Source organism: Bacillota bacterium, assembly GCA_013177945.1.
Lineage (GTDB): Bacteria > Bacillota > DSM-12270 > Thermacetogeniales > Thermacetogeniaceae > Ch130.
In genome coordinates this window covers 46,518-72,554 of sequence record JABLXW010000008.1, presented here as the reverse complement: position 1 = coordinate 72,554, position 26,037 = coordinate 46,518, and the positions used below count along the sequence as shown (strand labels likewise).

Sequence of the window (26,037 nt, the reverse complement as noted above, 5' to 3'; positions counted from 1 at the left end):
AGATGCCGAAAGAGCTCCATTTTCGTGAAGATGCGCGCCACGCCCTGGAGCGGGGCGTGAACAAGCTTGCCGATACCGTAAAGGTGACTTTGGGCCCCAAGGGCCGCAATGTTGTTCTGGAAAAGAAGTTCGGTCCTCCGCAGATTACCAATGATGGAGTTACGATTGCCCGCGAAATCGAACTGGAAGATCCGTGGGAGAACATGGGCGCCCAGCTTTTAAAGGAGGTAGCCACCAAGACCAATGATGTTGCAGGCGACGGAACGACGACGGCAACGGTTCTGGCCCAGGCGATGATCCGGGAGGGCTTGAAAAACGTCGCGGCCGGAGCCAACCCCATGATTTTGAAGCGGGGGATTGAGAGGGCAACCGAAGCGGCCGTTCAGAAGATCAGGGAGCTTGCGAAACCGGTTGAAAGCAAGGAGGCCATCGCCCAGGTTGCATCGATCTCTGCCGCAGATGAAGAAATCGGAAGCTGGGTTGCCGATGCCATGGAAAAAGTGGGAAACGACGGGGTGATTACCGTTGAAGAATCCCAGACCATCGGGACAACCCTTGAGGTTGTGGAGGGAATGCAGTTCGACCGGGGTTATATTTCACCCTACATGATCACCGATCCTGAAAAAATGGAAGCAAGGCTTGAGGATCCTTACATTCTCATTACCGACAAGAAGATTTCGGCGGTTGCAGATATCATCCCCATTTTGGAGAAAGTTGCCCAAACCGGGAGGCCCCTGCTCGTCGTTGCCGAGGATGTGGAAGGGGAAGCCCTTGCAACCCTGGTTGTGAACAAGCTGCGGGGCGCGTTATCCTGTGCTGCCGTGAAATCTCCCGGTTTCGGGGACCGGCGGAAGGCAATGCTGGAAGATATTGCAATTCTCACAGGAGGGCAGGTCATCACCGAGGAAAAAGGGTTGAAGCTGGAGAACACCACCCTCGACATGCTGGGCCGGGCGAGCCGGGTTACGGTCGGCAAGGAAGAGACGACCATTGTCGAGGGAAGGGGCTCTACCGAAGCGATTGAAAAGCGCATTGCTCAGATCAAGCGCCAGTATGAAGAGGCGACCTCCGAGTACGACCGGGAAAAGCTCCAGGAGCGGATGGCGAAGCTGGCCGGAGGTGTTGCCGTGATCAAGGTTGGGGCGGCAACCGAGGTGGAACTCCGCGAGAAGAAGCACCGGATCGAGGACGCCCTTGCCGCCACCCGCGCGGCCGTTGAAGAGGGAATTGTGGCAGGAGGCGGCGTGGCGCTGGTCAACGCCATTCCTGCACTTGAGCAGCTCGAAGCCGAGGGGGATGAAGCGACTGGAATCGGCATCGTTAAAAGGGCCCTGGAGGAGCCCCTCCGGCAGATTGCGCACAACGCCGGTTACGAGGGCTCTGTTGTGGTGGAAAAAGTTAAAGCCATGGAGCCGGGCTGGGGGTTCAACGCCCTTACGGAAAAATTCGAGAACATGTTTGAGGCCGGCATTGTCGACCCGGCCAAGGTGACCCGCTCTGCCCTGCAGAATGCGGCAAGCATTGCAGGGATGCTGCTTACCACCGAGTGCCTGATTGCAGACAAACCTGAAGAGGAAGAAGAAAAATCCCCCCGGATGCCGCGGATGCCGATGATGTAGCAGAAGAATCACGCGAGAAAAGGTGCAAACTGGTCGAGACCTCCCATGTGAAACAGAAGGGATCCGTCGCCAAGCGGATCCCTTTTCGCGTTTCCAGGAAGAGCCTCCTCCGGAAGGCACTGAAACTGGGGACAGAGAGTCGAGCGGCAGGGTTGGAGAGAGGCGCATAGGGAGGGCTTTTTCAGCATAAACTGGAGGTAGCTTAGAGTTTAGTGGTTCGAGCAATGGACTGGGGGGAACTCCGGTTGCAGAAGAAGGAGGCTTTCTGGCGGGCTGGGCTGTTTTTGTGTGTTTTTGTTCTGGTGGCTGGGGGCTTTTATTTTTACCGGGTTCAAACAAAGGTCGAGCCGGGAGCGCTGATTCAGGAGACGGTGAAACGGGCGAACCAGGCGCGGGGTTACCGCTACCAGATTGCCGCAGAATTTAATCTCGGGGGAAAAAAGCAGACCTGGAGCCGGGTGCAGGGGGAAAAGGCGGCAGAAGATTTTCATATCAAAGGGACAATTTTGGGAACCCCTGTGGAGATTTTTCAGATCGGAAAGAAGACCTATACCCGTGATCCCGTTTCCGAAAAATGGGTTGTCCTGGAAGGGAACGACCTCACCAGGCAGCAGGTATTCTGGGCCGAAATCAACCCTTTAAGCAACTTCCAGTTTAAAATAATCGGCAGCCCCAGAATTCTGAGGACTGAAAAGGTGGGAAGGCGGAAGTGCTGGCTGGTGGAGTTCCGGCCGGAGATCGAAAACAAATATCTGGAAATGTGGTGGAAGAACTTTACGTACCGCTTCTGGGTTGATAAAAGGAGCCGGATGCTCCTGAAGGCGCAGGCTACTGCAGAGAATAAAAACAGCCCCGGCACCTTCCTCTCGCTGACCGTGGAATTCCGGGACTTCAACCAAAAGATCGAAATCAAACCTCCCGGTTAAACCCGGATCAGGCGGTAGTCCCTGGTGCCGAGGCCGATCTTTTCTCCGTAGGACAGCTGCACCGTCCAGTCGATGCCGGGGTAGAGGCCCCGGAACTTGTCGGCTCCTGCCGGAAGGTCGATCTTGCATCCCGGCAGGGTCGGCAGGGCGTTTACGAGGTCGACGCAGGCCTGGTCGAGGGCTACCGGATCTTTGCTGGCGAGAATTCCGATGTTCTGGACGATGGGAGCGTCGTTGTAGCTCCAGCAGTCGCATTCCGGACTGATGTCTGTGAGGAAGGTGATGAATCCCACCTTCCCTTCTTTGTTCTTTAAAACGGCGTAAGCGTACTCCACAATCTTTTCCTGGACGGCATCAGGGGTTGTCTTCCAGTTAATGGCAATTGCCTCTTCCCTGCACATGATGGTGCACTCCCCGCAGCCCAGGCAGCGTCCTTGATCGATTACTGCCACCTCTTCTACCCTGATCGCCCCTGCCGGACACCACCTGGTGCAGCGCCCGCAGGCAATACATTTTTCGGGGTTCACCGTGGGAAGGGCGTCAGAGTGCATCGCCTGCTTGGCGGCGCGCGACCCCAGGCCCATTCCGATGTTCTTGAGGGCTCCACCAAAGCCCGTCATTTCGTGGCCTTTAAAGTGGGTGAGAACCATTAAAGCATCGGCATAATAGGCGGCGCTTGCCACCTTTGCCTCCCGGAAGTGCTTCTGGTTTATTTCTACGGTGACGAAGTCACGCCCCCAGAGGCCGTCCGCGATGATCAGCGGCGCTCCGACGGTGGCATAAGCAAAGCCGTTTTCCAGGGCGGTCTCCAGGTGGTCGACGGCATTGGCCCGGCTTCCCACGTAAAGGGTGTTGGCGTCGGTGAGGAAAGGCCGCCCCCCGGCCTCTTTGATCTTTTCGACCACCTTCCGGGCAAACTGAGGGCGGATGTAAGCGGTATTCCCCCTTTCCCCAAAATGGATCTTCACGGCAACGAGGTCCTTTGGCCTGATCAGGGGAGCGAAGCCCGCCCGGTCGAAGAGGCGCCCGACTTTATCCAGCAGGTTTTCTCCGCTTTTCGCCCTCGAGTCTGCATAAAATACTTCTGCCCTCAAGCATCCCTCACCCTTTCGATGATTTTGTCTGGCGCTTCTGCTACAAGTCTAGCACAAGAGAAGGGGGCTTGCCTATATCTTCATTAAGATTTTTGCCTTCAACCGCGGTGTTCGGGCACTTTCTCCGGGGGCAGGAAACCTGCCTGATCTCCGGGAATTCGGACGGGACGCGGGAATGAAATTTGTGGTATGATTAACGGGGGCAGACTGGGGGCTGCGCGCCGGGGAAATCAACAGGCAGAAGGGCAACAGGGATGGATCGACGACTCCGCGTCTGAACTGACTAAACAAGGAGGGAAGGAAAAGGAATGGGAAGTCTTGCCTGCTTGACATTAAGGGACGAAAACTTGGGTAAATTGGGGGAACGGCGAATCGAGTGGGCCTGGCGGAAGATGCCGGTGCTCCGGCAAATTCGCAGGGAGTGGGAAGAGTCCCAACCCCTGAAAGGGATCCGGATCGCGGCCTGCCTCCACATTTCGGCAAAAACTGCCAACCTGGCGCGGGTGCTCAAGGCCGGGGGAGCGCAGGTTGTGCTCTGCGCCTCCAACCCCCTCAGCACCCAGGATGATGTTGCCGCCGCCCTCAACGTGATCTACGGGATTCCCACCTATGCCCGGCGGGGGGTGGACAGGGAAACCTACTACCGCCAGATTTATGCTGCCCTCGACACCGAACCCCAGATCACCATCGACGACGGGGCAGATCTGGTGACAACGCTCCACAAGGAGCGGCCCGCCCAGGCGCTCCGGGTAATCGGTGGGACCGAGGAAACCACCACCGGCGTGGTGAGACTCCGGGCGATGGCGCGGGACGGCGCTTTAAAGTACCCGGTGGTGGCCGTCAACGACGCCCTCACAAAGCACCTGTTTGACAACCGGTACGGCACCGGGCAGTCCACCATTGACGGGATCCTGCGCGCCACCAACTACCTCCTGGCCGGATCTGTTTTTGTGGTTGTGGGCTACGGCTGGTGCGGCCGGGGGATCGCCGCCCGGGCGCGCGGCATGGGGGCAAGGGTGATCGTTGTCGAGGTGGACCCCTTCAGGGCGCTGGAGGCCTGGATGGACGGGTTTGAGGTGACCGACATGAAGGACGCCGCCTCCAGGGCCGATTTCGTTGTCACTGCAACCGGCAACATCCACGTTTTAGGGGAGGAGCACCTTGCCGCCTTGAAGGATGGGGCGATCCTTGCCAACGCCGGGCACTTCAACGTGGAGATCGACATCCCGGCGCTGGAGGCGCGGGCGCGGGAGCGGCGGACCGTCCGTGAAAATGTGGAGGAGTTTGTTTTGCAGGACGGGCGGCGGATTTGCCTGCTGGGTGAAGGGAGGCTCGTCAACCTTGCCTGCGGGGAGGGCCACCCTGTCGAGGTGATGGACCTGAGCTTTGCAAATCAAGCCCTTTCTGCTGCCTGGCTGATCGCGCAGCAGGGAGATTTAAAGCCTGACGTTTACCGGGTGCCCCGGGAAATTGACGAGCAGGTTGCCCGCATGAAGCTTGCGGCTTTCGGGGTGCGGCTGGAGGAGCTGACCGATGAGCAGAAAAAGTACCTGGCCTCCTGGGAGTCCGGCACCTGAAAAGAATGCCCCCTTCGCGATGGTTTTTGCCAGGGCGCGGGAGGCAGGCCTGGTTGCTGTTTAGGTTTGAGCAACGGGGATTTCCAGGTAAAAAGAAACCCCTTCCTCTTCGTTTGCAGCCCATATTTTGGCATCATGCAGAGAAGCAATGCGCTGGACAACAGCCAGGCCGAGCCCAAATTCTCCCCTGTATCCCTTGTTGAACTTTTGAAACAGCCTGTTCATGATTTCCTGTTCGATAGCGGGCCCATCGTTCCAGATGTGCAGCAGAGCAGCTCCGCTGCCGCTGCCTCCTGTAGACAAAGAGATTTTAACCTGTTCTCTGGCATAACGTATCTGATTGTCGAATAAATTTTCTAAAGCTACCCGCCATTGTTCAATATTCCCTTTGATTTTGACAGGGGAGAGCTTTAACGACCAGTCCAGCTCTCTGCGGCGCCAGCGCAGCCTCTCAATTACTTCCCTGATTAATCGGGTTATGTCAAAAGTTTCGTGCACAGGCTTATGACTTGCCATATAGTCGAGTTTGGTCAGGTAAAGCAGGTTGCGAATGCGTTTTTCAAGCCGCTCGGCCTCTTCTTCGATTACCTGCACCGTGCTTGTTAAGTCTCCTTTGGGATAGATGCCGTCGCGAATTGACTGCACATAACTGCGGATTACCATAACAGGAGTTTTCAGCTCATGGGATACATGCTGCAAGAACGACTGCTGGGCTTCATCCTGGCGAATCAGCTGGTTTCGCAGCTGCTCTACGGACTGGCCCAGCCTGCCTATTTCATCCTTGCGCTGCAGCTGGATGGGCTCATGCCAGTCGCGGTTGGCAAGCCTTTTAACGCGCTTCTCCAAAGTCACCAGCGGGTTAGACAAATATCTTGCCAGGCCGAGAGAAGGCACCCAGCTGAACAGGAATACGAGGCTCATGATCAGCACCAGCCTCTTGAAGAGGGTTTGCACCAGATCCTCGCGGTAAGAGTCCCACATGTACGAGACAAGAAAAACGTCGTATCCCCATAGATTACTCTTGCTTATTACGTAAAATATTTTCCTGCCTCCAACCTGACCGCTGTAGCGCTGGCTGCTGCTCATCTGTTCTTTTGCCTCTTTTTTTACCTTGTACAAAAACTCTTCAGAAAGGAGAGGGACGCGAAAAGAAATGATCTCATCGCTTTCGCAAGAGATTATAAAATGATTAACGGCACGGATGTCCTGCGGTTGCTGCCATCCCTCGAAAAAAACTCCCGGTTTCCACATTCCTCTATTTAGCTCGCTGGCGAAGCGGTTGAACATTAAACTTTGAGCGCTCTCGATGGTAGCATAGATTTCCCTGGTAAAGAAATCCCGCAAAGTCCAGGGAAACAAAATGGTTAACAGCACCGAGATGCCTAAGGTGATGGCAGTAAAAACCAGCCAGATTTGCAGAGATAATGGAAGGTTTTTCATGACTTCACCATCCGGTAACCGTACCCGTATATCGTTTCGATGCGCAGCTCCGGCATCTTTTTGCGCAGCCGCCTGACCAGGTCGTCAACCACCCGGTCTGTTCCGAAATAATCTTCACCCCAGATGCAGTTGAGTATCTGTTCCCTGGATAATGCCCGGCCCTGGTTTTTGGCAAAGAAAAGCAAGAGGTCGAATTCTTTGGAGGTCAGCTCAACGACCTCTTCCCCTAACCTGACAGTTCTGCTTGCCTCATTGACATAATATGGAGGAATCGTCAGGGCTGATGGCTCGGTCTGTTGCGCAGGGCGCATATATACACGCTCCAGCAGTTTGCGAGTCCGGATCACCAGCTCGCGGGGCAGAAAAGGTTTCGGCAGATAATCGTCGCTGCCCATTTCCAGCCCAACAACCCGGTCGATGTCGGCATCCCGCGCAGAAATAAAAATTATCGGGATGTCAGGTGAAGCGGCTTTAATCTCTTTGATAAGCTGGAAGCCGTCGATGTCAGGGAGCATAATATCCAGTATCCACAAATGGGGGGAATCGCCGATGGCCTGTCTCGCTGCTTCTCCGGTTAAAAAAGAAGAGACCTGCCAGCCTTCTTTTTGCAAATAACTGGTCAGCACGGAGTTCAGATTTTTGTCGTCCTCAACCAAGTAAATTCGAAAGGACATATCCTGACCTCCCTTGACCTAAATTATAACAAATAAGGACGTGTTTTTTTCACGACCACGTCCTTTTTAAATACTTCCTTTCATAATCTCCCACAATTTCTTGATAATTTTCCCACAATTTCTATTTATAAATTTATCCAAAAGAAATGTTGGCTGCCATTCCGGAGAGGCTCCCAAAAAACATTCTGGTTCACAGAGTTAATTAACCAGGTATACAACTTAAGCCTCCACCTTTCTGGTTCCAGAGAGACGGCAGAACACCTGACAGAACAGACTTTTGATCTCTGCGCCGAAGCGGGTTCAGGTCTTGATGGTTTGCAGCTGGTGGTGATGGAAGATATGGTCTGATGTTAACGTTTTCTCTATTTTTCACTGTGTCGGAGAATATGGTGATATTGAGGAAAGGTGGAATTTTTTATGTTGGGCAAAAAATTGCTGGCAGCGGCAACTGTTTTCCTGTTCTTGCTGACAGCAGGATGCGGCTCCAAGACCGGCCCGGCAGGCAGCAGCGGGCAGAAGAATTCTGCAAATGCAACAGCATCCGGCGAGAGCACAAAGCAGCCTGCACCTCCCCGGAGGCCCCCCGATATGATCGGGAAAGTGAAAACCGTTGCCGGCAGCAAGTTAACCGTTTACAAGGCCAGAACGCCAGACGGACCTCCTGAAAGACCTGAAAGAAGCGAAATTCAGCAAGAACAAGGTGAGCCCCCGAGCCCGGAAGAGCGTGCCAGGCGGAGAGCAGAAATGTTCCAGATTACAGATGAAACATTGGACCTGGTAATCCCTGCAGATGCCCAAATCATTAAAATTCAGGGCTTTAACAGGAGCCCCGGAAATCAGGAAACAGCCCGGCTCGAGGTCGGGGACATTCAGGAAGGCGACTTATTGATGTTGTGGTTTGGAGAAAAACTTTCGAGTGGTGAGCAGTCTGTTGCTTTTATCCAGCTGATCCGACCGAACTAGTACGAAAAGGCCGGTGCCGGGCGACTCCGCAGCGTCCGGAGGAAAAATGAGGAGGGATTAAATGCGGAAGGGAATTACCTTGTTAATGACCTTGCTTTTAGTTCTGGGATCGTTGCTGCCGGCGGCTTTTGCAGAGCAGAACGACGATGTTCTGACTCTGGAGCAGGCCATTAGCCTGGCCCTTCAAAACAGCAAAGATGTTAAAAAGGCCCAGTATGAAGTTGAGCGAACGGAGGCATTGCGTGAGCAGGCAAGTGAGGCCTTGAGCTTTACCCCTGTTGAGGGAGAAACCTACGACCCGGAAATCGAGGCCAGCTGGAACAGGCTGCTCTCGGCCGATCTCAACTGGCAGATGAGCAAAAAAACCCTGACTTCGACTACGGACGCCCTGGTGCTGAAAGTTTGCAAAAGCTACTGGGATGTCCAGGTGGCGGAGATGAAACTGGCCACCATGGAAAAATTGACCCAGCAGGCTCGGATCAACCTGCAGAACACTCGCAACCGGCTTGCGTATGGCGCGGCATCGCCCTCGAGCCTCAGCGAAGCTGAAATGCAATGGAAACAGGCGCAAAGCAATGAGGTTGCTGCCAGGCATAACCTGGAGGATGCCTACAATGCCTTCAACCAGCTGGTCGGGCTGGGCTCTAATGAGCGGCCGAGGCTGACAGATAAGCCTGCCTACGAGCCTTTAGAAGTTGCCGACCTCGATTATGAAGTGCAGCGGGTCATCGAAGAAAGCCCCAGCGCCTGGCTTGCCCAACAAAAAGTAACCCTGGCGAAGTGGGCTGCAGAGATGATGTATTTCAGCGGTGACTACACACCGTACGAGGTAAGACAGATAGAACTCAACCAGACAGAACTGGATGCGGCCAGCGCCGTAGAACTCCTGGGCAACGTTACCCGCAGTCTTTATTACCAGGCTAAAAATCTTGAGGAAAAATACAACGCGGCCCAGGAAGCATTGAAAACAGCGCAGCAAAAGCTGCGTATCGCCCAGGTGAAATTTGCTGTCGGCATGATCACCAGGGCGGAGCTGGTTGCTGCCGAAGCAGAGGTAATCCAGGCACAGGAAACCGTTGAAGAAATACTCCGCAACCATGCCTATCTAAGAATGGCTTTCGAAAAACCCTGGGCTGCCTCTGGCGGGGGCACCTAAAAAATTCAAGGAAAATTCAGGGAGGGCGGCCATGACGACCGAAGCGGCGGCTTTTTTAAAACCTCAACAGAGGCGTAAAGGGTTATATTTATTGCTCGGCTGTTTGGCTGTACTGGTTGTCGGTGCCGGGTACTGGTGGTGGCGGGGGCGCCAGGGTCAGGTAAACTATATCACCATGCCTGTCAGGCAAGGCAGCATCGTCAACGCCGTCAAGGCAACAGGAACGATCGAGGCGGTGAAAAGCGTTGGCCTGAATTTCAAAACCGGCGGTGTCATCAAAGAGATATACGTCAAACCAGGCGACCGGGTTAAGGAAGGGCAGCTCCTGGCATGCCTTGACACGTCCGACCTGGAGGCCCAGGTGGTTCAGGCAAGAGCCAATTTGAAGGCAGCCGAGGCGAAACTGCGTCTTCTGGAGGCAGGGCCCCTGGAGACCGAGATTGCCCAGGCAGAAGCCAATGTAGCCCAGGCCCAGGTTGCCTACAAGAGCGCCGAAGAGGCCTTAAAGCGCGATCAGGCTCTTTTCGAGGTAGGGGCCCTTGCCCAGGCCGATCTGGATAATTCCCTTGCCAACCGCGACACGGCTGCCGCCAAATTGCGCCAGGCTCAAGCCGCCCTCGAAGCACTAAAAAGCGGAAATCGCCCCGAAGATATAGCCGCTGCCCAGGCCCAGGTGGATGCGGCGCGGGCGCAGCTCATGCTGGCCCAAAACGATCTTGATTCTGCCCGGCTGCGGGCACCCTTCGATGGGGTCATCGCTGCCGTGAGGGGCGAAACCGGCCAGCGCACGAGCGGCGGGGGCAGCGAAAGTTCCGACAGCAGCACCGGTCTCATCACTCTGATCACAACCGGCCTCCAGTTGCGGGCTCAGGTTAATGAGGCGGATATCAGCCAGGTCAAGGTTGGCCAGAAGGCAACCTTTACCGTCAACGCTTTTCCGGAGAGGACCTTTAATGGCGAGGTGGCCTGGATTTCTCCGGAGGCGACAACGGTATCCAACGTCCAGCTATACGACGTCGTTGTCTCCCTGGCTGACCCCGGCGGCCTCCTTAAAGCCGGCATGTCTGCAAGCGTCAATATTATTGTTGCTCAAAAGGACAATGTGATTACCGTGCCCCGGGCGGCGGTGAGCTTTGCAGCCAGTTACCGGGCAGCAAGTGCAGGCAATGCAACTGGTGGCAAAACGCCGGGCGGTGGCAGTGCTGATGGGGCGAGAACAGCGGGCGGCCGCCAGACGGGAACAGGAATGCTGACACCGGGTGAAGGCAGGAAAGGCGAGCCGGGACAGGCGGCAAATGATGGCAGCCGGGCTGCAGTCCTGGTCATGGAAGAGGGGCGGCCGGTGGTCAGGCGTATTGTCACCGGCCTGAGCGACGAGAGCAACATTGAGGTTAAGAGCGGGCTGAAGGTAGGTGAGGAGGTGATTATCGGCGCCAGCACCCCTGGTAAATCAGCAGCAAGCAGCAGCACGTCTTCTTCCCCGATGCCGGCGCCGGTGCCAATGCCGCAGCGTACGGGAACCCCAATGAGGTGGATGAGATAGTCATGAGCGCTCCTCTCATGCTTGTTGAGAAAGTGACGAAAGTCTATACAACCGGCAACACCCGGGTGGACGCTTTAAGGGGCGTCGATTTGGTCGTTCAAAAAGGGGAAATGGCGGCGATTATGGGGCCCTCAGGATCGGGCAAATCCACCCTGATGCACATCCTGGGGTGCCTCGACCGCCCCACAAGCGGCCGCTACCTGTTGAACGGGCAGGATGTAACCAGGCTGGACCGGGACAGCCTTGCCTGCATCCGGAATCGCCGGTTCGGCTTCGTGTTCCAGAGCTTCAACCTTTTAAGCAATGCAACGGCATGGGAAAATGTCTCTTTGCCCTTGGTATACGCCGGGGTTTCCGGCAAGGAAATGAAGACCAGGGCCTGGAATGCTTTACAACAGGTAGGGCTGCAGGGGAGGGAGATGCATCTGCCCACCCAGCTTTCCGGCGGCGAGCAGCAGCGGGTGGCCATTGCCCGCGCACTGATCAACGAGCCGGACACCATCCTGGCCGATGAGCCGACCGGGGCCCTGGACACCCGGACGAGCAGGGAGATTATGACCTTGCTGCAGCATCTAAACCGGGAGCGGGGATTGACGATTGTTATCGTCACTCATGAGCCCGACATCGCCGACTACTGCCGGCGGCTGGTGCGCCTGCGCGACGGCATAGTCATCGAAGACAGGGTGATTGAAGAGCCGCAGCAGCCGGAAAAAGAACCGGCAGCCGTGTCTCAAGAGGAGGGCCGCTTATGAACTTTCGATCAGCTCTGGCAATAGCCTGGCGGGGCCTTGTTGCCAATAAAATGCGTTCGTTGTTGACTATGCTGGGAATTATCATCGGCGTGGCGGCTGTGATTGTCATGATTGCTGTCGGCGAAGGGGCCACGAGGCAGGTTACGGCGCGCATTGCCAGCATGGGGTCCAACTTGCTGGTTGTCAGGCCAGGGGCAGGATTTGGCCCCGTCCGCGGTGCCGGCGGGGCCGTCAACAGCCTTACCATCGATGATGCCCAGGCCATTGCCGGCCTGCCCCTCGTGCAATACGTAGCACCCGAAACAAGCCAGGGTGTTACCGCCGCGGCAGGCAGCAAAACCTGGACGACAACCGCTGTTGGAACAACGGCCCCTTTCCAGGCAATCAGGAGTTTGCGGGTAGAATCGGGCGCCTTTTTCTCCAACGAAGATGTCGCCCGGGCGGCCCTGGTGGCCGTCCTCGGGCAGACCGTTGCAGCCAACCTTTTTCCTCCTGGAGCAAATCCCATCGGGGCTGCTGTTCGCCTGAATAACCTTGAGTTTACAGTCATTGGCGTCCTGGCCTCCCAGGGCAGTGGCATGGGCGGCATTGATCAGGATGATACGGTGTATATTCCCATTACGACCGCCCAGATGCGTTTTACAGGTGATAGAACCGTCCGCCTGATTAATGTCCAGGTCCAGGACGAGATGAGCCTGGCGACGGTCCAGGATGAAATAACTCTCCTTTTGAGACAGAGGCACCGCCTTAGCAGCCAGCAGGAGGATGACTTCACTGTTCAGAATATGACGGCGGTCATGGAAACAGTTGCTGATACAACCAAGATCATGACCATTATGCTGGCCAGCGTGGCGGCTGTCTCCCTGCTGGTGGGGGGCATTGGCATCATGAACATCATGCTGGTTTCGGTAACCGAACGCACCAAGGAAATCGGCATCCGGATGGCAGTTGGAGCTACCGGCAGGGCCATCCTGGGCCAGTTTTTAATCGAAGCCCTGGTCTTAAGCCTGGTCGGCGGCCTGATAGGCATTGTTGCAGGGGTTATCGGGAGCAAGGTTGTTTCCCGGCTAGCCGGCTGGCCTACGGTGGTTGCGCCGGGATCCATTTTCCTGGCCATCGGTTTTGCTACACTGGTGGGAATTTTCTTTGGATATTATCCGGCCCGGAAGGCCGCCAATGCCGACCCTATCGAATGTTTACGTTTTGAGTAAAAAAACGGAGAGCGCTGACAAGCCCCGGGACTTTTGAGGCATCTGTCCTGGGGTTTTATATTGCGCAACAGATTTTGAATGAGAAAACGAACGGGTGTTTTGCAAGTCATGGCTAACAGGAGGGAACCGCGAGAAACGTCAGGGAAATCCTGCGATTAAAAAAAAGAAAGCAAAAGGCCGAACTCTTTGGAAGTCAGCCCAATTACCTCTTCGTTCAATTTGACCCGGCTAATCGTGTCCGTTCGGTAATTGCTGTACGCAGCTGTAGGAGATTGTCGTTTCCTGTGGTATAATGTGTATGTATTAAGAAAGCGATGGGGGAAGGTTTGTGGAGAAACTCGAGTGTTTGCTGCCGGAAGAGCGGGTGCAGGCAAGGGTCCGGGAGCTGGCCGCGCAGATCAACAGGGATTATGCGGGAAGGGAACTTCTGGTGATCGGCATCCTGCGGGGTGCTTTTATCTTTATGGCCGATCTGGTGCGCCAGCTTGAAGTTCCGGTGACCGTTGATTTCATTGCCGTTGCCAGCTACGGGAACGCCACGCAGAGTTCAGGTGTGGTCAGGATTTTGAAGGACCTGGATGAAAGTGTCGCCGGGCGGCACGTCCTGCTTGTGGAAGACATCATTGACACCGGTCTCACTCTTAATTACCTGTGCGACTGCCTGCGGGCGCGCGGCCCCGCCAGCCTCCGTGTCTGCACGCTGCTGGACAAGCCCGACCGCCGCAGGGTGGATATTCAGCCCGATTACAACGGTTTTACGATTCCCGACTACTTTGTGGTCGGCTACGGGCTGGACTGCGGCCAGCGCTACCGCAACCTGCCGGGGATTTATATTTGCCGGCCGGAGGAAAAAGAGGGAGAAAGGGGGCCCTCGAAGTGCCAGAAAAACGGGATTTAGTCTTTGTTGTCGACTTCGGGGGCCAGTACACCCAGCTGATTGCGCGCCGCATCCGGGAGTTGAAGGTTTACTGCGAAATCGTCCCGTACACCGCGACATGGGCGGAACTCCGGGAGCGCACCCCCCGCGGGCTCGTTTTTTCAGGGGGGCCTGCAAGTGTTTATGCACCCGGAGCACCGCGCTGCGACCCCGCACTCCTCGCCGGGGAAGTGCCTGTTCTGGGAATCTGCTACGGGATGCAGTTGATGGCGCACCTCCTGGGAGGAAAGGTGAAGCGGGGGGAGAAGCGGGAGTACGGCCCCGCCCGGCTCACCGTGATCCGGGAAGACGCTCTTTTCCGGGGCCTGCCGCGGGAAATTCCGGTCTGGATGAGCCACGGGGATCGCGTCGAGGCCCCCCCGCCCGGTTTCCTGGTTGCCGCGGCCACCTCCCAGAGCCCGGTGGCGGCAATGTTTGACCCGGCACGGAAACTTTACGGGGTGCAGTTCCACCCCGAGGTCCACCACACGCCCCAGGGGAAGGAGATCCTGGCTCACTTCCTCTACGAGATCTGCGGCTGCCGGGGAGACTGGACCCCGGCCTCCTTTGTGGCCGAGCAGGTGGAGGAGATCAGGCGGACCGTCGGGAGCGCCAGGGTGGTCGGAGCCTTGAGCGGCGGAGTAGATTCCACCGTTGCCGCCACTCTCGTCCACCGCGCCGTCGGGGACCGGCTTACCTGCATTTTTGTCGACCACGGCCTGCTCCGCAAAGGGGAAAAGGAGGACCTCGCAAAAACTTTTCACGGCCTGGGGATCCGGACCGTTGTGGTGGATGCCGGGGCGAGGTTTCTGGAAAAGCTGCAGGGTGTCACGGACCCCGAAGAAAAGCGCAGGATTATCGGCCGCGAGTTCATCCGGGTCTTTGAAGAGGAGGCTGCCCGGCTGGGCGAGGTGGGTTTTCTCCTGCAGGGCACCCTTTACCCCGATGTGATTGAGTCCGGGACCCAGACTGCGGCGGTGATTAAAACCCACCACAATGTGGGGGGGATTCCCGCCGACCTTAAACTGCAGCTCCTTGAGCCGCTGCGCTGGCTCTTCAAGGATGAGGTGAGGAGGGTCGGCCTGGAGCTCGGCCTGCCGGAAGCAATCATCTGGCGCCAGCCTTTTCCGGGCCCCGGCCTTGCGGTGCGCGTCCTGGGTGAAGTCACCCGCGAGAAGCTGGAGGTGGTGCGGGAGGCCGACTGGATTGTGACGGAGGAGATCAGGCGCGCCGGCCTGGATCGGGAGATCTGGCAGTTCTTTGCAGTGCTCCTTCCCGTCAGGAGTGTCGGGGTGATGGGGGACGAGCGGACCTACGCCCATCCCGTTGTGGTCCGGGCGGTCACCAGCGAGGATGCCATGACCGCCGACTGGGCGCGCCTCCCCTTTGAGGTGCTGGCCCGGATCTCTAGCCGGATCGTGAACGAGGTGCCGGGCGTCAACAGGGTTCTTTACGACATCACCTCCAAACCTCCCGCAACCATCGAATGGGAGTAAATTCTGGGCAGGAAGGAAGGTCGGTCAAGAGGTGTCTGCGGAAAAAAGGCCGCGGGTTGGGATCGTTCTGGGAAGCGACTCCGACTTTGAAGCAATGAAGGAAGCAGCCCGGGTCCTGGATGAATTTGGAGTTCCCTATGAGGTGACGGTTGCCTCGGCCCACCGGAGCCCGGAGCGGGCCGCAGGATACGCGCGGGACGCCGAGGGGCGGGGGATTGAAGTACTGATCGCAGGTGCGGGAATGGCCGCCCACCTGCCCGGGGTGCTTGCCGCCTACACTCCCCTTCCCGTGATCGGTGTTCCCCTGCAGGGCGGCGCCCTTGGCGGAGTAGATGCCCTCTATTCCGTCGTTCAGATGCCTCCCGGGGTTCCGGTGGCTGCTGTTGCCATCAACGGAGCGCGCAACGCCGCCCTCCTTGCCGTTCAGATGCTGGGGTTAAAGGATCCCGGCCTGCGGGAAAGGTTCCGGGCTTACAAGGCGGGGCTGGCCCGGGAGGTAGCCGCCAGATCCGAAAAACTCCAGGAGAAACTCCTGTGCAACGACCGTTAGCCTGTAAGGAGGTTGCAGAGCTTGCTGGAGCGCTATACTTTACCGGAAATGAAAGCCCTCTGGGCTCCGGAGAACCGCTTTCAGAAGTGGCTCGAACTGGAGATCCTTGCCTGCGAGGCCTGGGCCGAGCTGGGCCGGATTCCCGCCGCAGCTGTCGAGGAGATCAGGGCGCGCGCCCGTTTCGACCTGCGGCGGATCGCCGAGATCGAGGAGGTCACGAAGCACGATGTAATCGCCTTTGTCAGCTGCGTTGCGGAGTCTGTTGGAGAGGCGGGGAAGTACCTGCACCTCGGCCTCACCTCCTACGATATTGTGGATACGGCTTTGTCTCTCCTGATGCGGGACGCCCTTGACATTATTTTGAAGGCCCTGGATGAACTTCAGGAGGCCCTTGCTGCGAAGGCGCAGGCCTACCGGGATACGGCCATGATCGGGCGCACCCACGGGGTCCATGCCGAGCCCATCACGCTGGGGCTGAAGTTTGCCCTCTGGTATGTGGAAATGAACCGGGCGCGGGCGCGCCTGGAGCGGGCGCGGGAGGTGATCAGCGTCGGCCGCCTTTCGGGGGCGGTGGGGACCTACGCCCACCTCGATCCCTTTGTTGAGGAATACGTCTGCCGGAAAACGGGGCTCGCTCCGGCGCAGGTTTCCACCCAGGTGCTCCAGCGCGACCGCCACGCCGAATACCTGGCAGCCCTTGCGGTTACCGCAAGCTCATTGGAGAAGTTTGCCACCGAGGTCAGGCACCTCCAGCGGACCGAGGTCCTGGAGCTGGAAGAGGGCTTTGCGGCCGGGCAGAAGGGCTCCTCGGCGATGCCGCACAAGCGCAATCCCATCACCTGTGAGCGGATCAGCGGCCTCGCCCGCGTCGTGCGCGGCAATGCCCTTGCCGCCCTGGAAAATATCTCCCTCTGGCATGAGCGGGACATCACCCACTCCTCGGTGGAGCGGATCATCATTCCGGACAGCACCACCCTCCTCCACTACATGATTGTGAAGTTCACGGAAGTCATCCGGGGGCTGCAGGTTTACCCGGAGCAGATGGAGAGGAACCTCAACCGGACGCGGGGCCTCATCTTCAGCCAGCGCCTCCTGCTCGCCCTGGTGGAGAAGGGCCTCCGCAGGGAGGATGCCTACGCCCTGGTCCAGCGGCAGGCGCTCCGGGCCTGGCCGGAAGGGGACTTTCTGGAGCTCGTCAAAGGAGACCCGGATATCAGGCTTCATCTTACGGAGGAGGAGATCCAGGGGCTTTTCGACTGCCGGCCTTATCTGCAAAAAGTGGATTACATTTTCTGGCGGGCGGGGTTGGGTGCTCCCCCCGTCCGCGGGTGGGAAGAGGCCGCAAGGAGGCGTGCCGTCCCTGCCCGCGAGGAGGGGGATCCGGCAAAAGGGGATTTTCTCTACGAAGGGAAGGCAAAAAGGCTCTACCGGACCTCGGATCCCGAACTCTTCTGGATGGAGTATAAAGACGAGGCAACGGCCTTTGACGGCCTGAAGAAGGATGTGGTTCCCGGCAAGGGGAGGCTGAATGCCCTGATTTCCGCCCACCTCTTTGCCCTCCTGGAGGCTGCGGGGATTTCCACCCACTTTGTGAAGCTGCTGGGCCCGCAGGAAATGCTGGTCAGAGGGGTGAAGATCCTTCCCCTCGAGGTGATTGTACGGAATATCGCGGCGGGGAGCATGGCGAAAAGGCTCGGGCTTCCTGAAGGAAAGGATCTCCTTTCCCCGGTGGTGGATTTCTGCTATAAGAGCGACGAGCTCCATGATCCCCTGGTGACCGAAGACCAGATCCTGGCGCTGGGCCTGGCAACTCCGGAGCAGCTAAAGGTTTTGAGAGAGGTTGCCCTTCGCTGCAACGAGGTGCTGAGGACATACCTGAGGACAAAGAATCTGGAACTGGTGGACTTCAAGCTGGAATTCGGATTTCACAAAGGGAGGCTGATTCTGGCAGACGAGATCTCCCCTGACACCTGCCGTTTTTGGGATGCAGAGACGCGGGAAAGGCTGGACAAGGACCGCTTCCGGCGCGATCTGGGGGGCCTCATTCCTGCCTACGAAGAAGTCTGGAAAAGGCTGCAAGGAGGGGAAGTGTAATTGTTTCAGGCCCGGATCTATGTTACGCTAAAAAGGGGAATTCTCGACCCCCAGGGGAATGCGGTGAAGGGGGCGCTGGTGAGCCTGGGCTACAGAAATGTTGACGAGGTCAGAGTGGGGAAGTACCTTGTCCTTTCCCTCGCCCACTCCGACCGCGCCCGGGCGGAAAAAGAAGTGCAGGAGATGTGCGCCCGGCTCCTTGCCAACCCCGTCATCGAAGATTATACCTTTGAACTGGAGGAGGTTCCTCAATGAAGTTTGGGGTGGTTGTCTTTCCGGGCTCCAACTGCGACATGGACTGCTACCATGTAATCGACCAGGTTCTCGGCCACCCTGTTTCCTATATCTGGCATCAAGAGAAAAGCCTGAGCGGCTTCGACTGCATCATTTTGCCCGGCGGCTTCTCCTACGGCGACTACCTGCGGACCGGAGCGATCGCCCGGTTTTCCCCGGTGATGGAGGCGGTGGCGGATTTTGCAGAGCGGGGAGGCCTGGTTCTGGGAATCTGCAACGGTTTTCAGATCCTGCTGGAGGCCGGTTTGCTCCCCGGCGCCATGCGGCGCAACGACTCTCTTCAGTTCCGCTGCCAGGATGCTTACCTGCGGGTGGAGAACGCGGAAACTCCATTCACCAACCGGTACCGTCCGGGGGAAGTGATCAGGATGCCCATTGCCCACGGGGAGGGGAACTACTACGCAGACCCCGAAACCGCCGCGGCGCTGGAGCGGGAGGGGCAGGTCGTCTTCCGCTACTGCACCCCGGCGGGGGAAATCGCCCCCCAGGCAAATCCCAACGGCTCCCTGGGCAACATCGCGGGAATCTGCAACCGGGGGCGGAACGTGCTGGGTTTGATGCCCCACCCGGAGCGCTGTTCAGAAGAAATTCTCGGGTACGCCGACGGACGCCGGCTTTTCCTCTCGGTCCTGGCCTGGTGGGGGCTGGAGCGGGAAAGAGGGGTGGTCGCCTGTGGCTGAAAACCCGGTCTGGGCGGAAATGGGATTGTCCCGGGAGGAGTACGAGCGGATCTGCGAACTGCTGGGGCGGGAGCCCAATTACCTTGAGACGGGGATGTTCGCCGTCCTCTGGTCCGAACACTGCGCCTATAAAAACTCCCGGCCGGTGCTCAAGCTCTTTCCCACGACGGGCCCCCGCGTTTTGCAGGGCCCCGGTGAGAACGCCGGGATCGTGGACATCGGGGACGGCCAGGCCGTTGTTTTCAAAATCGAGAGCCACAACCACCCCTCGGCCATTGAGCCCTACCAGGGCGCGGCTACGGGGGTGGGGGGGATCGTCCGGGACGTCTTCGCGATGGGGGCGCGTCCCATCGCCCTCTTGAATTCTTTGCGCTTCGGAAGCCTCGACAACCCCAGGGTGCGCTACCTGTTCGGCGGGGTTGTTGCCGGAATCGCCGGGTACGGGAACTGCCTGGGGATCCCAACGGTTGGCGGCGAGGTTTACTTTCATCCGTGTTATACCGCGAACCCGCTGGTCAACGCCATGTGCGTCGGCCTTGTCGAACACGATCAGATCAAAAGGGGGAAGGCCGCCGGGGTCGGAAACCCGGTCATGCTGGTGGGGGCGAGAACGGGCCGGGACGGAATCCACGGGGCAACCTTTGCCTCGGTGGAGCTGAGCGAAGAGAGCGAACAGCGGCGGCCGGCGGTTCAGGTCGGGGACCCCTTTATGGAAAAACTCCTCATCGAGGCCTGCCTGGAGGTAATCCGGGGGGGTTATCTGGTGGGAATCCAGGACCTGGGCGCGGCCGGGTTGACGAGCGCCTGTGCCGAGACCGCAGGGCGGGCCGGGACGGGAGTGGAGATCGACGTTTCCCTCGTCCCCCGGCGGGAAAAGGGGATGACCCCCTACGAGGTGATGCTTTCGGAATCCCAGGAGCGGATGCTCTTGATTCCGGAGCGGGGAAAAGAAGAGGCTGTCCGGGAGATCTTCAGGAAGTGGGGCCTGGATGCGGCCGTCATCGGGCGGGTTACGGATGACGGAATTTTCCGGGTCCGGGATGGGGGCGAGATCGTTGCCGAGGTGCCTGTACGCGCTCTTACAGAGCAGGCCCCGGTCTACCACCGGACCCCCCGCGTTCCTGAGTACTACGAGACGCGCCGCAGCTGGCCGGTGGAGTCCCTGCCGGTGCCCGGTGATTTCAACCGGGTGCTGGGCCGGCTTTTGGAGAGTCCGACCCTGGCCAGCAAGGAATGGGTTTACCGCCAGTACGACCACATGGTGATGATCAACACCGTTGTGAGGCCGGGGGCAGATGCCGCCGTCCTCCGGATCAAGGGGACGAAAAAGGGGATTGCTCTGACAACCGATGGGAATTCCCGCTATTGCTACCTTGATCCCTACCGGGGCGGAATGATTGCGGTGGCAGAGGCGGCCCGGAATCTGTCCTGCACCGGGGCGGAGCCGCTGGGAGTTACGGACTGCCTGAATTTCGGGAATCCCGAGAAGCCGGAAATTTTCTGGCAGTTCCAGGAGGTTGTCAGAGGGATGAGCGAGGCCTGCCGCGCCCTGGGGATACCGGTGGTGAGCGGGAACGTGAGTTTTTACAACGAGACCGAGGGGGAGGCGGTTTATCCGACTCCGGTGGTGGGTATGGTGGGCCTCCTGCCCGATGTGGAAAAATGCTGCACCCTTGCCTTTCGGGACCCCGGTGATCTCATCGTTCTGCTCGGGGAGCCTGCGCCGCACCTTGGGGCAAGCGAGTATCTTGCCGTGATTCACGAGCAGGAGGCAGGCCCCGTGCCGGAAATTGACCTTGCCCGGGAGAAGGCGGTTCAGGATTGCTGCCGCATTCTTGTGCGTGAGGGGCTGGTGAAGTCGGCCCACGACTGCGCCGAGGGGGGCCTTGCCGTTGCCCTGGCCGAGTGCTGCATGGCCGGGGGAACCGGAGCGCGGGCGGAAATTTTTCTCCAGGGACGGGCGGATGCCTGCCTTTTCGGGGAGGCCCAGTCCCGCGTGATCGTTACCTGCACCCCGCGCAACCTTCCTGCGGTGGAGAAAGCTGCTCGGGATGCGGGGGTTCCCTGCCATGTGCTGGGCGAGGTGGGAGGCGGCCGTCTTGTCATTCAGGATTCAGGAGCAAAACAGGTTCTGGTGAATCTGGCAGTTGAGGAGATGGAGAAAAGATGGCGGGGGAGCATTGCCGGCATGATGGAATAATCAGAGATTGCGGCCAGGTGCTCGAGGGGGATAAACCCCGTGAGGCATGCGGGATTTTCGGCATCTATGCCCCGGGACTTGATGCGGCGCGCCTCACTTACTACGGCCTGTATGCCCTCCAGCACCGGGGCCAGGAAAGCGCAGGGATCGCCGTAAGCGACGGGAAAAGGATCAACTGCCGCCGGGGCATGGGCCTGGTGAGCGAGGTCTTCACGGAGGCCCTCCTTGAGAAGATGCGCGGGCCCCTCGCCATCGGCCATGTCCGGTACTCCACTACCGGAGGGAGCACCATTGAAAATGCCCAGCCCCTTGTTTTTCACTACCAGGAGGGGATGCTCGCCCTGGGCCACAACGGAAATTTAACCAACTATACCGCGCTCCGGAAAAAGCTGGCCGAAGCGGGAGCGGTTTTTCAATCAACAACCGACAGCGAGTTGATTGTCAGCATTCTTGCCCGCACCTGCAAGAACAATCTGGCCGAGGCAATTTTAAAGACGATGGCGGAGATTCAAGGGGCCTACTCCCTGGTGGTGATGACGGAGAACCGGCTCTACGGGATCCGGGATCCTTACGGGGTGCGCCCCCTCTGCCTGGGCCGGCTGGATGGGGGATATGCTCTCGCCTCTGAGTCTTGTGCATTGGACACGATTGGAGCGGAGTTCATCAGGGATCTGGAGCCGGGAGAGGTTGTGGTCATCGACCGGAACGGCATCACATCCCTGCGCCTCCTCAAACCCTCCCGGCGCGCCCTCTGCATCTTTGAGTTCGTCTACTTTGCCCGGCCTGATAGCGTGATTGACGGTCTTAGCGTCGGCCAGGCCCGGTCCGCCCTGGGCCGGGAACTGGCGCGGGAGCACCGGATCGACGCAGATCTGGTGGTTCCTGTTCCGGATTCGGGAACGAGTGCGGCGCTGGCTTACTCTGCTGCAACACAGATCCCCTTCTGCGAGGGGCTGATCAAAAACCGCTATGTGGGGCGCACTTTTATCCGCCCCACCCAGGAGATGCGCGACCTGGGCGTGAGGTTGAAGCTCAATCCCGTCCGGGATGTCCTTGCCGGCAAAAGGGTGATCATGATCGACGACTCCATTGTACGGGGAACCACCTCCAGCAAGATCGTCCAGATGATCCGGGAGGCGGGGGCGCGGGAGGTCCACATGCTGGTGAGTTCGCCGCCGGTCCTGTATCCCTGCTATTACGGGATCGACACCTCCAGGCGGGGAGAGCTAATTGCCGCCCGGCACGACCTGGCCGAAATCCGGAAGTTCATCGGGGCCGACAGCCTCAACTACCTGAGCCTGGAGGGGCTTTTCGCGGCGGCGGCACCCCTCGCCCCGGAAAACTTCTGCGTTGCCTGCTTCAACGGAAGCTACCCGATCGAGGTTCCCTCCGCATGAAAAAGATAAATTCAGGTGAGGCTGATGAGAGAAAAAGAGCCTGAGAAAAAATCTTTTTACAAGGCCGCCGGGGTGGACATCGACGCCGGGAACCGGGCTGTGGAGCTGATCAAAAGATATGCGGAAACAACAAGGAGGCCCGGGGTGCTGAGCGGGATCGGGGGGTTCGCCGGCCTTTTTGCGCTGGATCTTGCCCGCTTTCGCGAGCCGGTCCTGGTCTCCGGCACCGATGGAGTGGGCACAAAACTCCGGGTTGCCCAGATGATGGGGAAGCACGATACGGTGGGAATCGACCTGGTGGCGATGTGCGTCAACGACATTCTGGTCTGCGGCGCCGAACCCCTCTTCTTTCTGGATTACCTTGCGTGCGGCAGGCTCATTCCCGAACAGGTGGCAGAAATAGTGGCAGGAATTGCCGCCGGCTGCCGGGAGGCGGGCTGCGCCCTGATCGGGGGGGAGACCGCCGAAATGCCCGGGTTTTACCGGGCAGGGGAGTACGACCTGGCCGGATTTGCGGTTGGCGTTGTCGAGCGGGATCAGATCTGGGACGGCGGAAGAATCCAGGCAGGTGATGCAGTTCTCGGAATTGCCTCGGCCGGGCTGCACAGCAACGGTTATTCCCTGGCGCGCCGCGTCCTCTTTGAAGAGGCCGGGTACCAGATCGATACCTTCCTTCCGGAGCTGGGCCGCACCGTCGGAGAGGAGCTCCTGATTCCCACCAGGATCTATGTGAAAACGGTGCTTGCTCTAAAGGAAAAGTTTCCACCAGGAGTTTTGAGGGGGGCCGCCCACATTACGGGAGGGGGAATGCTCGAAAACCTTCCCCGCGTGCTCCCCGGGGGCCTGGGTGTGGTGATCCGGCGGGGAAGCTGGCAGGTTCCTCCCATTTTCGAACTCATCCAGGCCAGGGGAGGGGTTTCTACCGGAGAGATGTACCGTGTTTTTAACATGGGAATCGGGTTTGTTTTGTACGTCCAGGCGGGGGAAGCAGGGGCGGTGGCCCGCGCCCTCCAGGAGATGGGTGAAGCGGTTTTCTTCCTCGGGGAAGTGCGCCCCGGCTCCGGCGTTGCCTTGGCTTAACTGTGAGCATTGGAGGCAGAACCTCTTAACCCGTTTTCAACGTAAAGGAATGAGGACAAAGATGAAAAAGCTTCGGGTTGCCGTCCTGGTTTCCGGGCGCGGCACGAATCTGCAGGCGATTTTAGACGCAATTGAAAGCGGCGGTCTGGAGGCGGAGGTGGTTGGAGTTTTCAGCGACCGCCTCAACCCCCCCGCCTTCCGGCGGGCGCGGGAAAGAGGGATTCCGGCGATCTCTGTGGATCCCGCCCTTTTTTCCAGCCGGGAGGCCTTCGATGAGGCCCTTGTCCGGGAGGTGCGGCGCTTTCAGCCGGATGCTGTTGCTCTTGCGGGATTTATGCGGGTTCTGACCCCGGTTTTCCTGAGGGCCTTTCCCGGGCGCGTGCTGAACATTCACCCTGCTCTTTTGCCCGCCTTTCCGGGCCTGGATGCCCAGCGCCGGGCTCTGGAACACGGGGTGCGCTTCAGCGGGTGTACGGTGCATTTTGTTGATGAAGGAGTGGATACGGGACCCATTATCCTCCAGGCGGTGGTGCCTGTTTACCAGGATGATACGCCGGAAACCCTGGCGGCCCGCATCCTGGCGAAGGAGCACCGCACCTACCCGGCAGCCCTTCAGCTCCTTGCGGAGGGCCGGCTCCGGATCGAGGGGCGGCGGGTATTCATCAACTGGGAGGGGCGCCATCCCCGGCGCCCCAGGGATTGCGTGGAGGAATGGAAAGAAATAAAAGACTGGCGAAAGGAGGCTCCCCCCGTTGGGTAGCAGGTGCTGCACCGGACTGCAAGAAGAGGCGAAAAGAGCCTTAATCAGCGTTTCCGACAAGGAAGGCATTGAAGAATTCGCCCGGCATTTAAAGGAGCTGGGCTACCACATCATTTCCACCGGCGGAACGGCCAGGGCGCTGGCGGAGGCAGGAGTGGAGGTGGAGCGGGTTGAAGACCTGACCGGTTTTCCGGAGATTTTAGGCGGGAGGGTGAAAACCCTCCACCCGCGGATCCACGCCGGAATCCTGGCCCGCGACCTTCCCGAAGACCGGGCGCAGCTGGAGCAGATGGGGATTCTCCCTATCGATCTCGTAGTTGTAAACCTCTATCCCTTCCGGGAAACCGTCGCCCGGAGCGGAGTGGCCCTGGCCGAGGCGCTGGAACAGATCGATATCGGGGGGCCGGCCCTCGTTCGGGCCGCTGCCAAAAATTTCTTCAGGGTGGCGGTGGTTGTCAATCCCACCCGTTACTCCCAGGTAATCAGGGAACTGCGCGAGAAAGGAGGAGTCAGCCTGGCGACCCGCCTCAAGCTGGCGCAGGAGGCGTTCTGGCACACTGCGGTTTACGATGCGGCGATTTCCAATTATCTTTACGGAATCGAGGCGAAGGATAGTATTGAAGCTCTCAGGCTCACGGAAAACCGGGGGGGCCGAAAGTTTCCGGCCCGGCTGATGCTCCCTCTGATCAAGCTGGGGGACCTCCGCTACGGAGAAAACCCCCACCAGGAGGCGGCCTTTTACCGGGAAGAAACCGTCAGGTCCTACGGGGTTGCGGGCGCCCGCCAGTTTCACGGCAAAGAGCTTTCCTTCAACAACATTCTCGATCTTGATGCTGCCCTCCGGATTGTTTCGGAGTTTGAGGTTCCCGCTGCGGTCGTGATCAAGCACAATACGCCCTCCGGGGTTGCCTGCGCCCCGAATCTGGTGGATGCCCTGCGCAGGGCGCGGGAGGCGGACCCGGTGGCTGCCTACGGGGGAGTGGTGGGCCTGAACCAGACCGTCAACAGGGAGACGGCCGAAGCGCTGACGGAGACCTTTTTCGAGGCCGTGATTGCTCCGGCGTACAGCGAGGAGGCCCTCACGGTTTTGAGGAAGAGGCAAAATTTGCGCGTCCTGTGTTCGGGTGAGTTTGCCGATCTGCGCGGGGAGCTGGACGTGAAGCGGGTAAGCGGAGGCTTCCTGCTTCAGGAGCCCGACGCGGTGGAAAATAATTTTGAAGAGTTGATGCAGCAAAGCCGGGTTCCAACAAAACGGGAACCCACGCAAGAAGAGTGGCAGGGCCTCTTCTTCGCCTGGATCGTTGTCAGGCACGTCTTTTCCAACGGGATTGTCGTGGCCCGGGAAAGAGAAACGGTAGGGATCGGAGGGGGGCAGGTGAGCCGGGTGGAGGCGGCCCGCATTGCCCTTGAAAAAGCAGGACCGAAGGCGAGGGGCGCGGTGCTGGCTTCGGATGGGTTTATTCCCTTCCCCGATACCGTGGAAGCTGCGGCAAAGGCAGGGGTAGCGGCGATCATCCAGCCGGGGGGCTCCGTCCGGGATGATGAGGTGATTGCTGCTGCAGATAAGGCAGGAATGGCGATGGTCTTTACCGGCCGGCGCCACTTCAAACACTGA

At 58.8% G+C, this 26,037-nt stretch carries 22 protein-coding genes and 1 pseudogene; 19 read left to right on the top strand and 4 right to left on the bottom strand.

What is annotated here, in order from left to right; translation table 11 throughout:
• The first annotated feature begins 2 nt into the window (after positions 1-2).
• Complete coding sequence (gene groL, locus HPY58_05305; GenBank protein NPV29072.1) at positions 3-1,619, top strand: chaperonin GroEL; 1,617 nt, start codon at positions 3-5, stop codon at positions 1,617-1,619.
• 245 nt (positions 1,620-1,864) lie between these two features.
• A complete protein-coding gene (locus HPY58_05300) occupies positions 1,865-2,545 on the top strand; it encodes a hypothetical protein (protein NPV29071.1) in 681 nt (226 codons plus the stop codon).
• Here the strand turns inward: HPY58_05300 and HPY58_05295 are convergent.
• Positions 2,542-3,639, bottom strand: a complete 1,098-nt coding sequence (locus tag HPY58_05295; GenBank protein ID NPV29070.1) for a DUF362 domain-containing protein — start codon at positions 3,637-3,639, stop codon at positions 2,542-2,544. The genes HPY58_05300 and HPY58_05295 overlap by 4 nt on opposite strands.
• 308 nt (positions 3,640-3,947) lie before the next feature.
• Here HPY58_05295 and HPY58_05290 point away from each other — a divergent pair, with 308 nt between their 5' ends.
• Positions 3,948-5,216, top strand: a complete 1,269-nt coding sequence (locus HPY58_05290) for an adenosylhomocysteinase (GenBank protein NPV29069.1) — start codon at positions 3,948-3,950, stop codon at positions 5,214-5,216.
• Between the two features lie 60 nt (positions 5,217-5,276).
• Here HPY58_05290 and HPY58_05285 read toward each other — a convergent pair whose 3' ends face one another.
• From HPY58_05285 to HPY58_05275, 3 genes are all read right to left on the bottom strand, one after another.
• Positions 5,277-6,656, bottom strand: a complete 1,380-nt coding sequence (locus HPY58_05285) for a HAMP domain-containing histidine kinase (protein ID NPV29068.1) — start codon at positions 6,654-6,656, stop codon at positions 5,277-5,279.
• Positions 6,653-7,330 (bottom strand): response regulator transcription factor, encoded by a 678-nt coding sequence (locus tag HPY58_05280; GenBank protein ID NPV29067.1) that lies wholly within the window; start codon positions 7,328-7,330, stop codon positions 6,653-6,655. Before HPY58_05280 ends, HPY58_05285 begins: the two co-directional genes overlap by 4 nt.
• Before the next feature lie 362 nt (positions 7,331-7,692).
• On the bottom strand, positions 7,693-7,884 hold the full coding sequence (locus HPY58_05275) for a hypothetical protein (GenBank protein ID NPV29066.1): 192 nt from the start codon (positions 7,882-7,884) through the stop codon (positions 7,693-7,695).
• Positions 7,885-7,918: 34 nt separating this feature from the next.
• On the opposite strand from HPY58_05275, the gene HPY58_05270 reads away from it, so the two are divergent.
• The 16 genes and pseudogenes from HPY58_05270 to purH all read left to right on the top strand — a co-directional run bounded on the left by HPY58_05270 (position 7,919) and on the right by purH (position 26,037).
• Positions 7,919-8,293, top strand: coding sequence for a hypothetical protein (locus HPY58_05270; GenBank protein NPV29065.1), 375 nt, complete (start codon positions 7,919-7,921; stop codon positions 8,291-8,293).
• Between the two features lie 175 nt (positions 8,294-8,468).
• Positions 8,469-9,449, top strand: a complete 981-nt coding sequence (locus HPY58_05265) for a TolC family protein (protein ID NPV29064.1) — start codon at positions 8,469-8,471, stop codon at positions 9,447-9,449.
• 31 nt (positions 9,450-9,480) lie between these two features.
• Entirely contained in the window at positions 9,481-10,992 is a 1,512-nt protein-coding gene (locus HPY58_05260; protein NPV29063.1) for an HlyD family efflux transporter periplasmic adaptor subunit, read from the top strand.
• Positions 10,993-10,994: 2 nt separating this feature from the next.
• Positions 10,995-11,744, top strand: a complete 750-nt coding sequence (locus HPY58_05255; protein ID NPV29062.1) for an ABC transporter ATP-binding protein — start codon at positions 10,995-10,997, stop codon at positions 11,742-11,744.
• Complete coding sequence (locus HPY58_05250) at positions 11,741-12,955, top strand: FtsX-like permease family protein (protein ID NPV29061.1); 1,215 nt, start codon at positions 11,741-11,743, stop codon at positions 12,953-12,955. Before HPY58_05255 ends, HPY58_05250 begins: the two co-directional genes overlap by 4 nt.
• A gap of 328 nt (positions 12,956-13,283) precedes the next feature.
• Positions 13,284-13,853: a hypoxanthine phosphoribosyltransferase gene (hpt, locus tag HPY58_05245; protein NPV29060.1), complete on the top strand. Its 570-nt coding sequence runs from the start codon at positions 13,284-13,286 to the stop codon at positions 13,851-13,853.
• On the top strand, positions 13,832-15,367 hold the full coding sequence (guaA, locus tag HPY58_05240; protein ID NPV29059.1) for a glutamine-hydrolyzing GMP synthase: 1,536 nt from the start codon (positions 13,832-13,834) through the stop codon (positions 15,365-15,367). Before hpt ends, guaA begins: the two co-directional genes overlap by 22 nt.
• 94 nt (positions 15,368-15,461) lie before the next feature.
• The gene (purE, locus tag HPY58_05235; protein NPV29058.1) at positions 15,462-15,917 is read left to right on the top strand and encodes a 5-(carboxyamino)imidazole ribonucleotide mutase; all 456 of its coding nucleotides are present in this window, start codon (positions 15,462-15,464) and stop codon (positions 15,915-15,917) included.
• Positions 15,918-15,938: 21 nt separating this feature from the next.
• A pseudogene (locus tag HPY58_05230) lies at positions 15,939-17,225 on the top strand (adenylosuccinate lyase).
• 786 nt (positions 17,226-18,011) lie between these two features.
• Positions 18,012-18,266: a phosphoribosylformylglycinamidine synthase subunit PurS gene (gene purS, locus HPY58_05225; GenBank protein NPV29057.1), complete on the top strand. Its 255-nt coding sequence runs from the start codon at positions 18,012-18,014 to the stop codon at positions 18,264-18,266.
• Complete coding sequence (gene purQ, locus HPY58_05220) at positions 18,263-18,985, top strand: phosphoribosylformylglycinamidine synthase subunit PurQ (GenBank protein NPV29056.1); 723 nt, start codon at positions 18,263-18,265, stop codon at positions 18,983-18,985. The genes purS and purQ overlap by 4 nt, the downstream gene beginning before the upstream one ends.
• Positions 18,986-19,004: 19 nt before the next feature.
• On the top strand, positions 19,005-21,185 hold the full coding sequence (purL, locus tag HPY58_05215; protein NPV29055.1) for a phosphoribosylformylglycinamidine synthase subunit PurL: 2,181 nt from the start codon (positions 19,005-19,007) through the stop codon (positions 21,183-21,185).
• A complete protein-coding gene (locus HPY58_05210; protein NPV29054.1) occupies positions 21,152-22,582 on the top strand; it encodes an amidophosphoribosyltransferase in 1,431 nt (476 codons plus the stop codon). Before purL ends, HPY58_05210 begins: the two co-directional genes overlap by 34 nt.
• A gap of 24 nt (positions 22,583-22,606) precedes the next feature.
• Positions 22,607-23,662: a phosphoribosylformylglycinamidine cyclo-ligase gene (locus HPY58_05205; protein ID NPV29053.1), complete on the top strand. Its 1,056-nt coding sequence runs from the start codon at positions 22,607-22,609 to the stop codon at positions 23,660-23,662.
• Positions 23,663-23,723: 61 nt separating this feature from the next.
• Positions 23,724-24,422, top strand: coding sequence for a phosphoribosylglycinamide formyltransferase (locus HPY58_05200; GenBank protein NPV29052.1), 699 nt, complete (start codon positions 23,724-23,726; stop codon positions 24,420-24,422).
• A gap of 16 nt (positions 24,423-24,438) precedes the next feature.
• On the top strand, positions 24,439-26,037 hold the full coding sequence (purH, locus tag HPY58_05195; protein NPV29051.1) for a bifunctional phosphoribosylaminoimidazolecarboxamide formyltransferase/IMP cyclohydrolase: 1,599 nt from the start codon (positions 24,439-24,441) through the stop codon (positions 26,035-26,037).

Coding starts and splice junctions, on each gene's coding strand:
- groL (NPV29072.1), top strand. CDS start 3: ATGCCGAAAGAGCTCCATTTTCGTGAAGATGCGCGCCACGCCCTGGAG.
- HPY58_05290 (NPV29069.1), top strand. CDS start 3,948: ATGGGAAGTCTTGCCTGCTTGACATTAAGGGACGAAAACTTGGGTAAA.
- HPY58_05285 (NPV29068.1), bottom strand. CDS start 6,656: ATGAAAAACCTTCCATTATCTCTGCAAATCTGGCTGGTTTTTACTGCC.
- HPY58_05280 (NPV29067.1), bottom strand. CDS start 7,330: ATGTCCTTTCGAATTTACTTGGTTGAGGACGACAAAAATCTGAACTCC.
- HPY58_05270 (NPV29065.1), top strand. CDS start 7,919: ATGATCGGGAAAGTGAAAACCGTTGCCGGCAGCAAGTTAACCGTTTAC.
- HPY58_05260 (NPV29063.1), top strand. CDS start 9,481: ATGACGACCGAAGCGGCGGCTTTTTTAAAACCTCAACAGAGGCGTAAA.
- HPY58_05255 (NPV29062.1), top strand. CDS start 10,995: ATGAGCGCTCCTCTCATGCTTGTTGAGAAAGTGACGAAAGTCTATACA.
- HPY58_05250 (NPV29061.1), top strand. CDS start 11,741: ATGAACTTTCGATCAGCTCTGGCAATAGCCTGGCGGGGCCTTGTTGCC.
- purE (NPV29058.1), top strand. CDS start 15,462: ATGAAGGAAGCAGCCCGGGTCCTGGATGAATTTGGAGTTCCCTATGAG.
- purQ (NPV29056.1), top strand. CDS start 18,263: ATGAAGTTTGGGGTGGTTGTCTTTCCGGGCTCCAACTGCGACATGGAC.
- purL (NPV29055.1), top strand. CDS start 19,005: ATGGGATTGTCCCGGGAGGAGTACGAGCGGATCTGCGAACTGCTGGGG.
- HPY58_05210 (NPV29054.1), top strand. CDS start 21,152: ATGGCGGGGGAGCATTGCCGGCATGATGGAATAATCAGAGATTGCGGC.
- HPY58_05205 (NPV29053.1), top strand. CDS start 22,607: ATGAGAGAAAAAGAGCCTGAGAAAAAATCTTTTTACAAGGCCGCCGGG.
- HPY58_05200 (NPV29052.1), top strand. CDS start 23,724: ATGAAAAAGCTTCGGGTTGCCGTCCTGGTTTCCGGGCGCGGCACGAAT.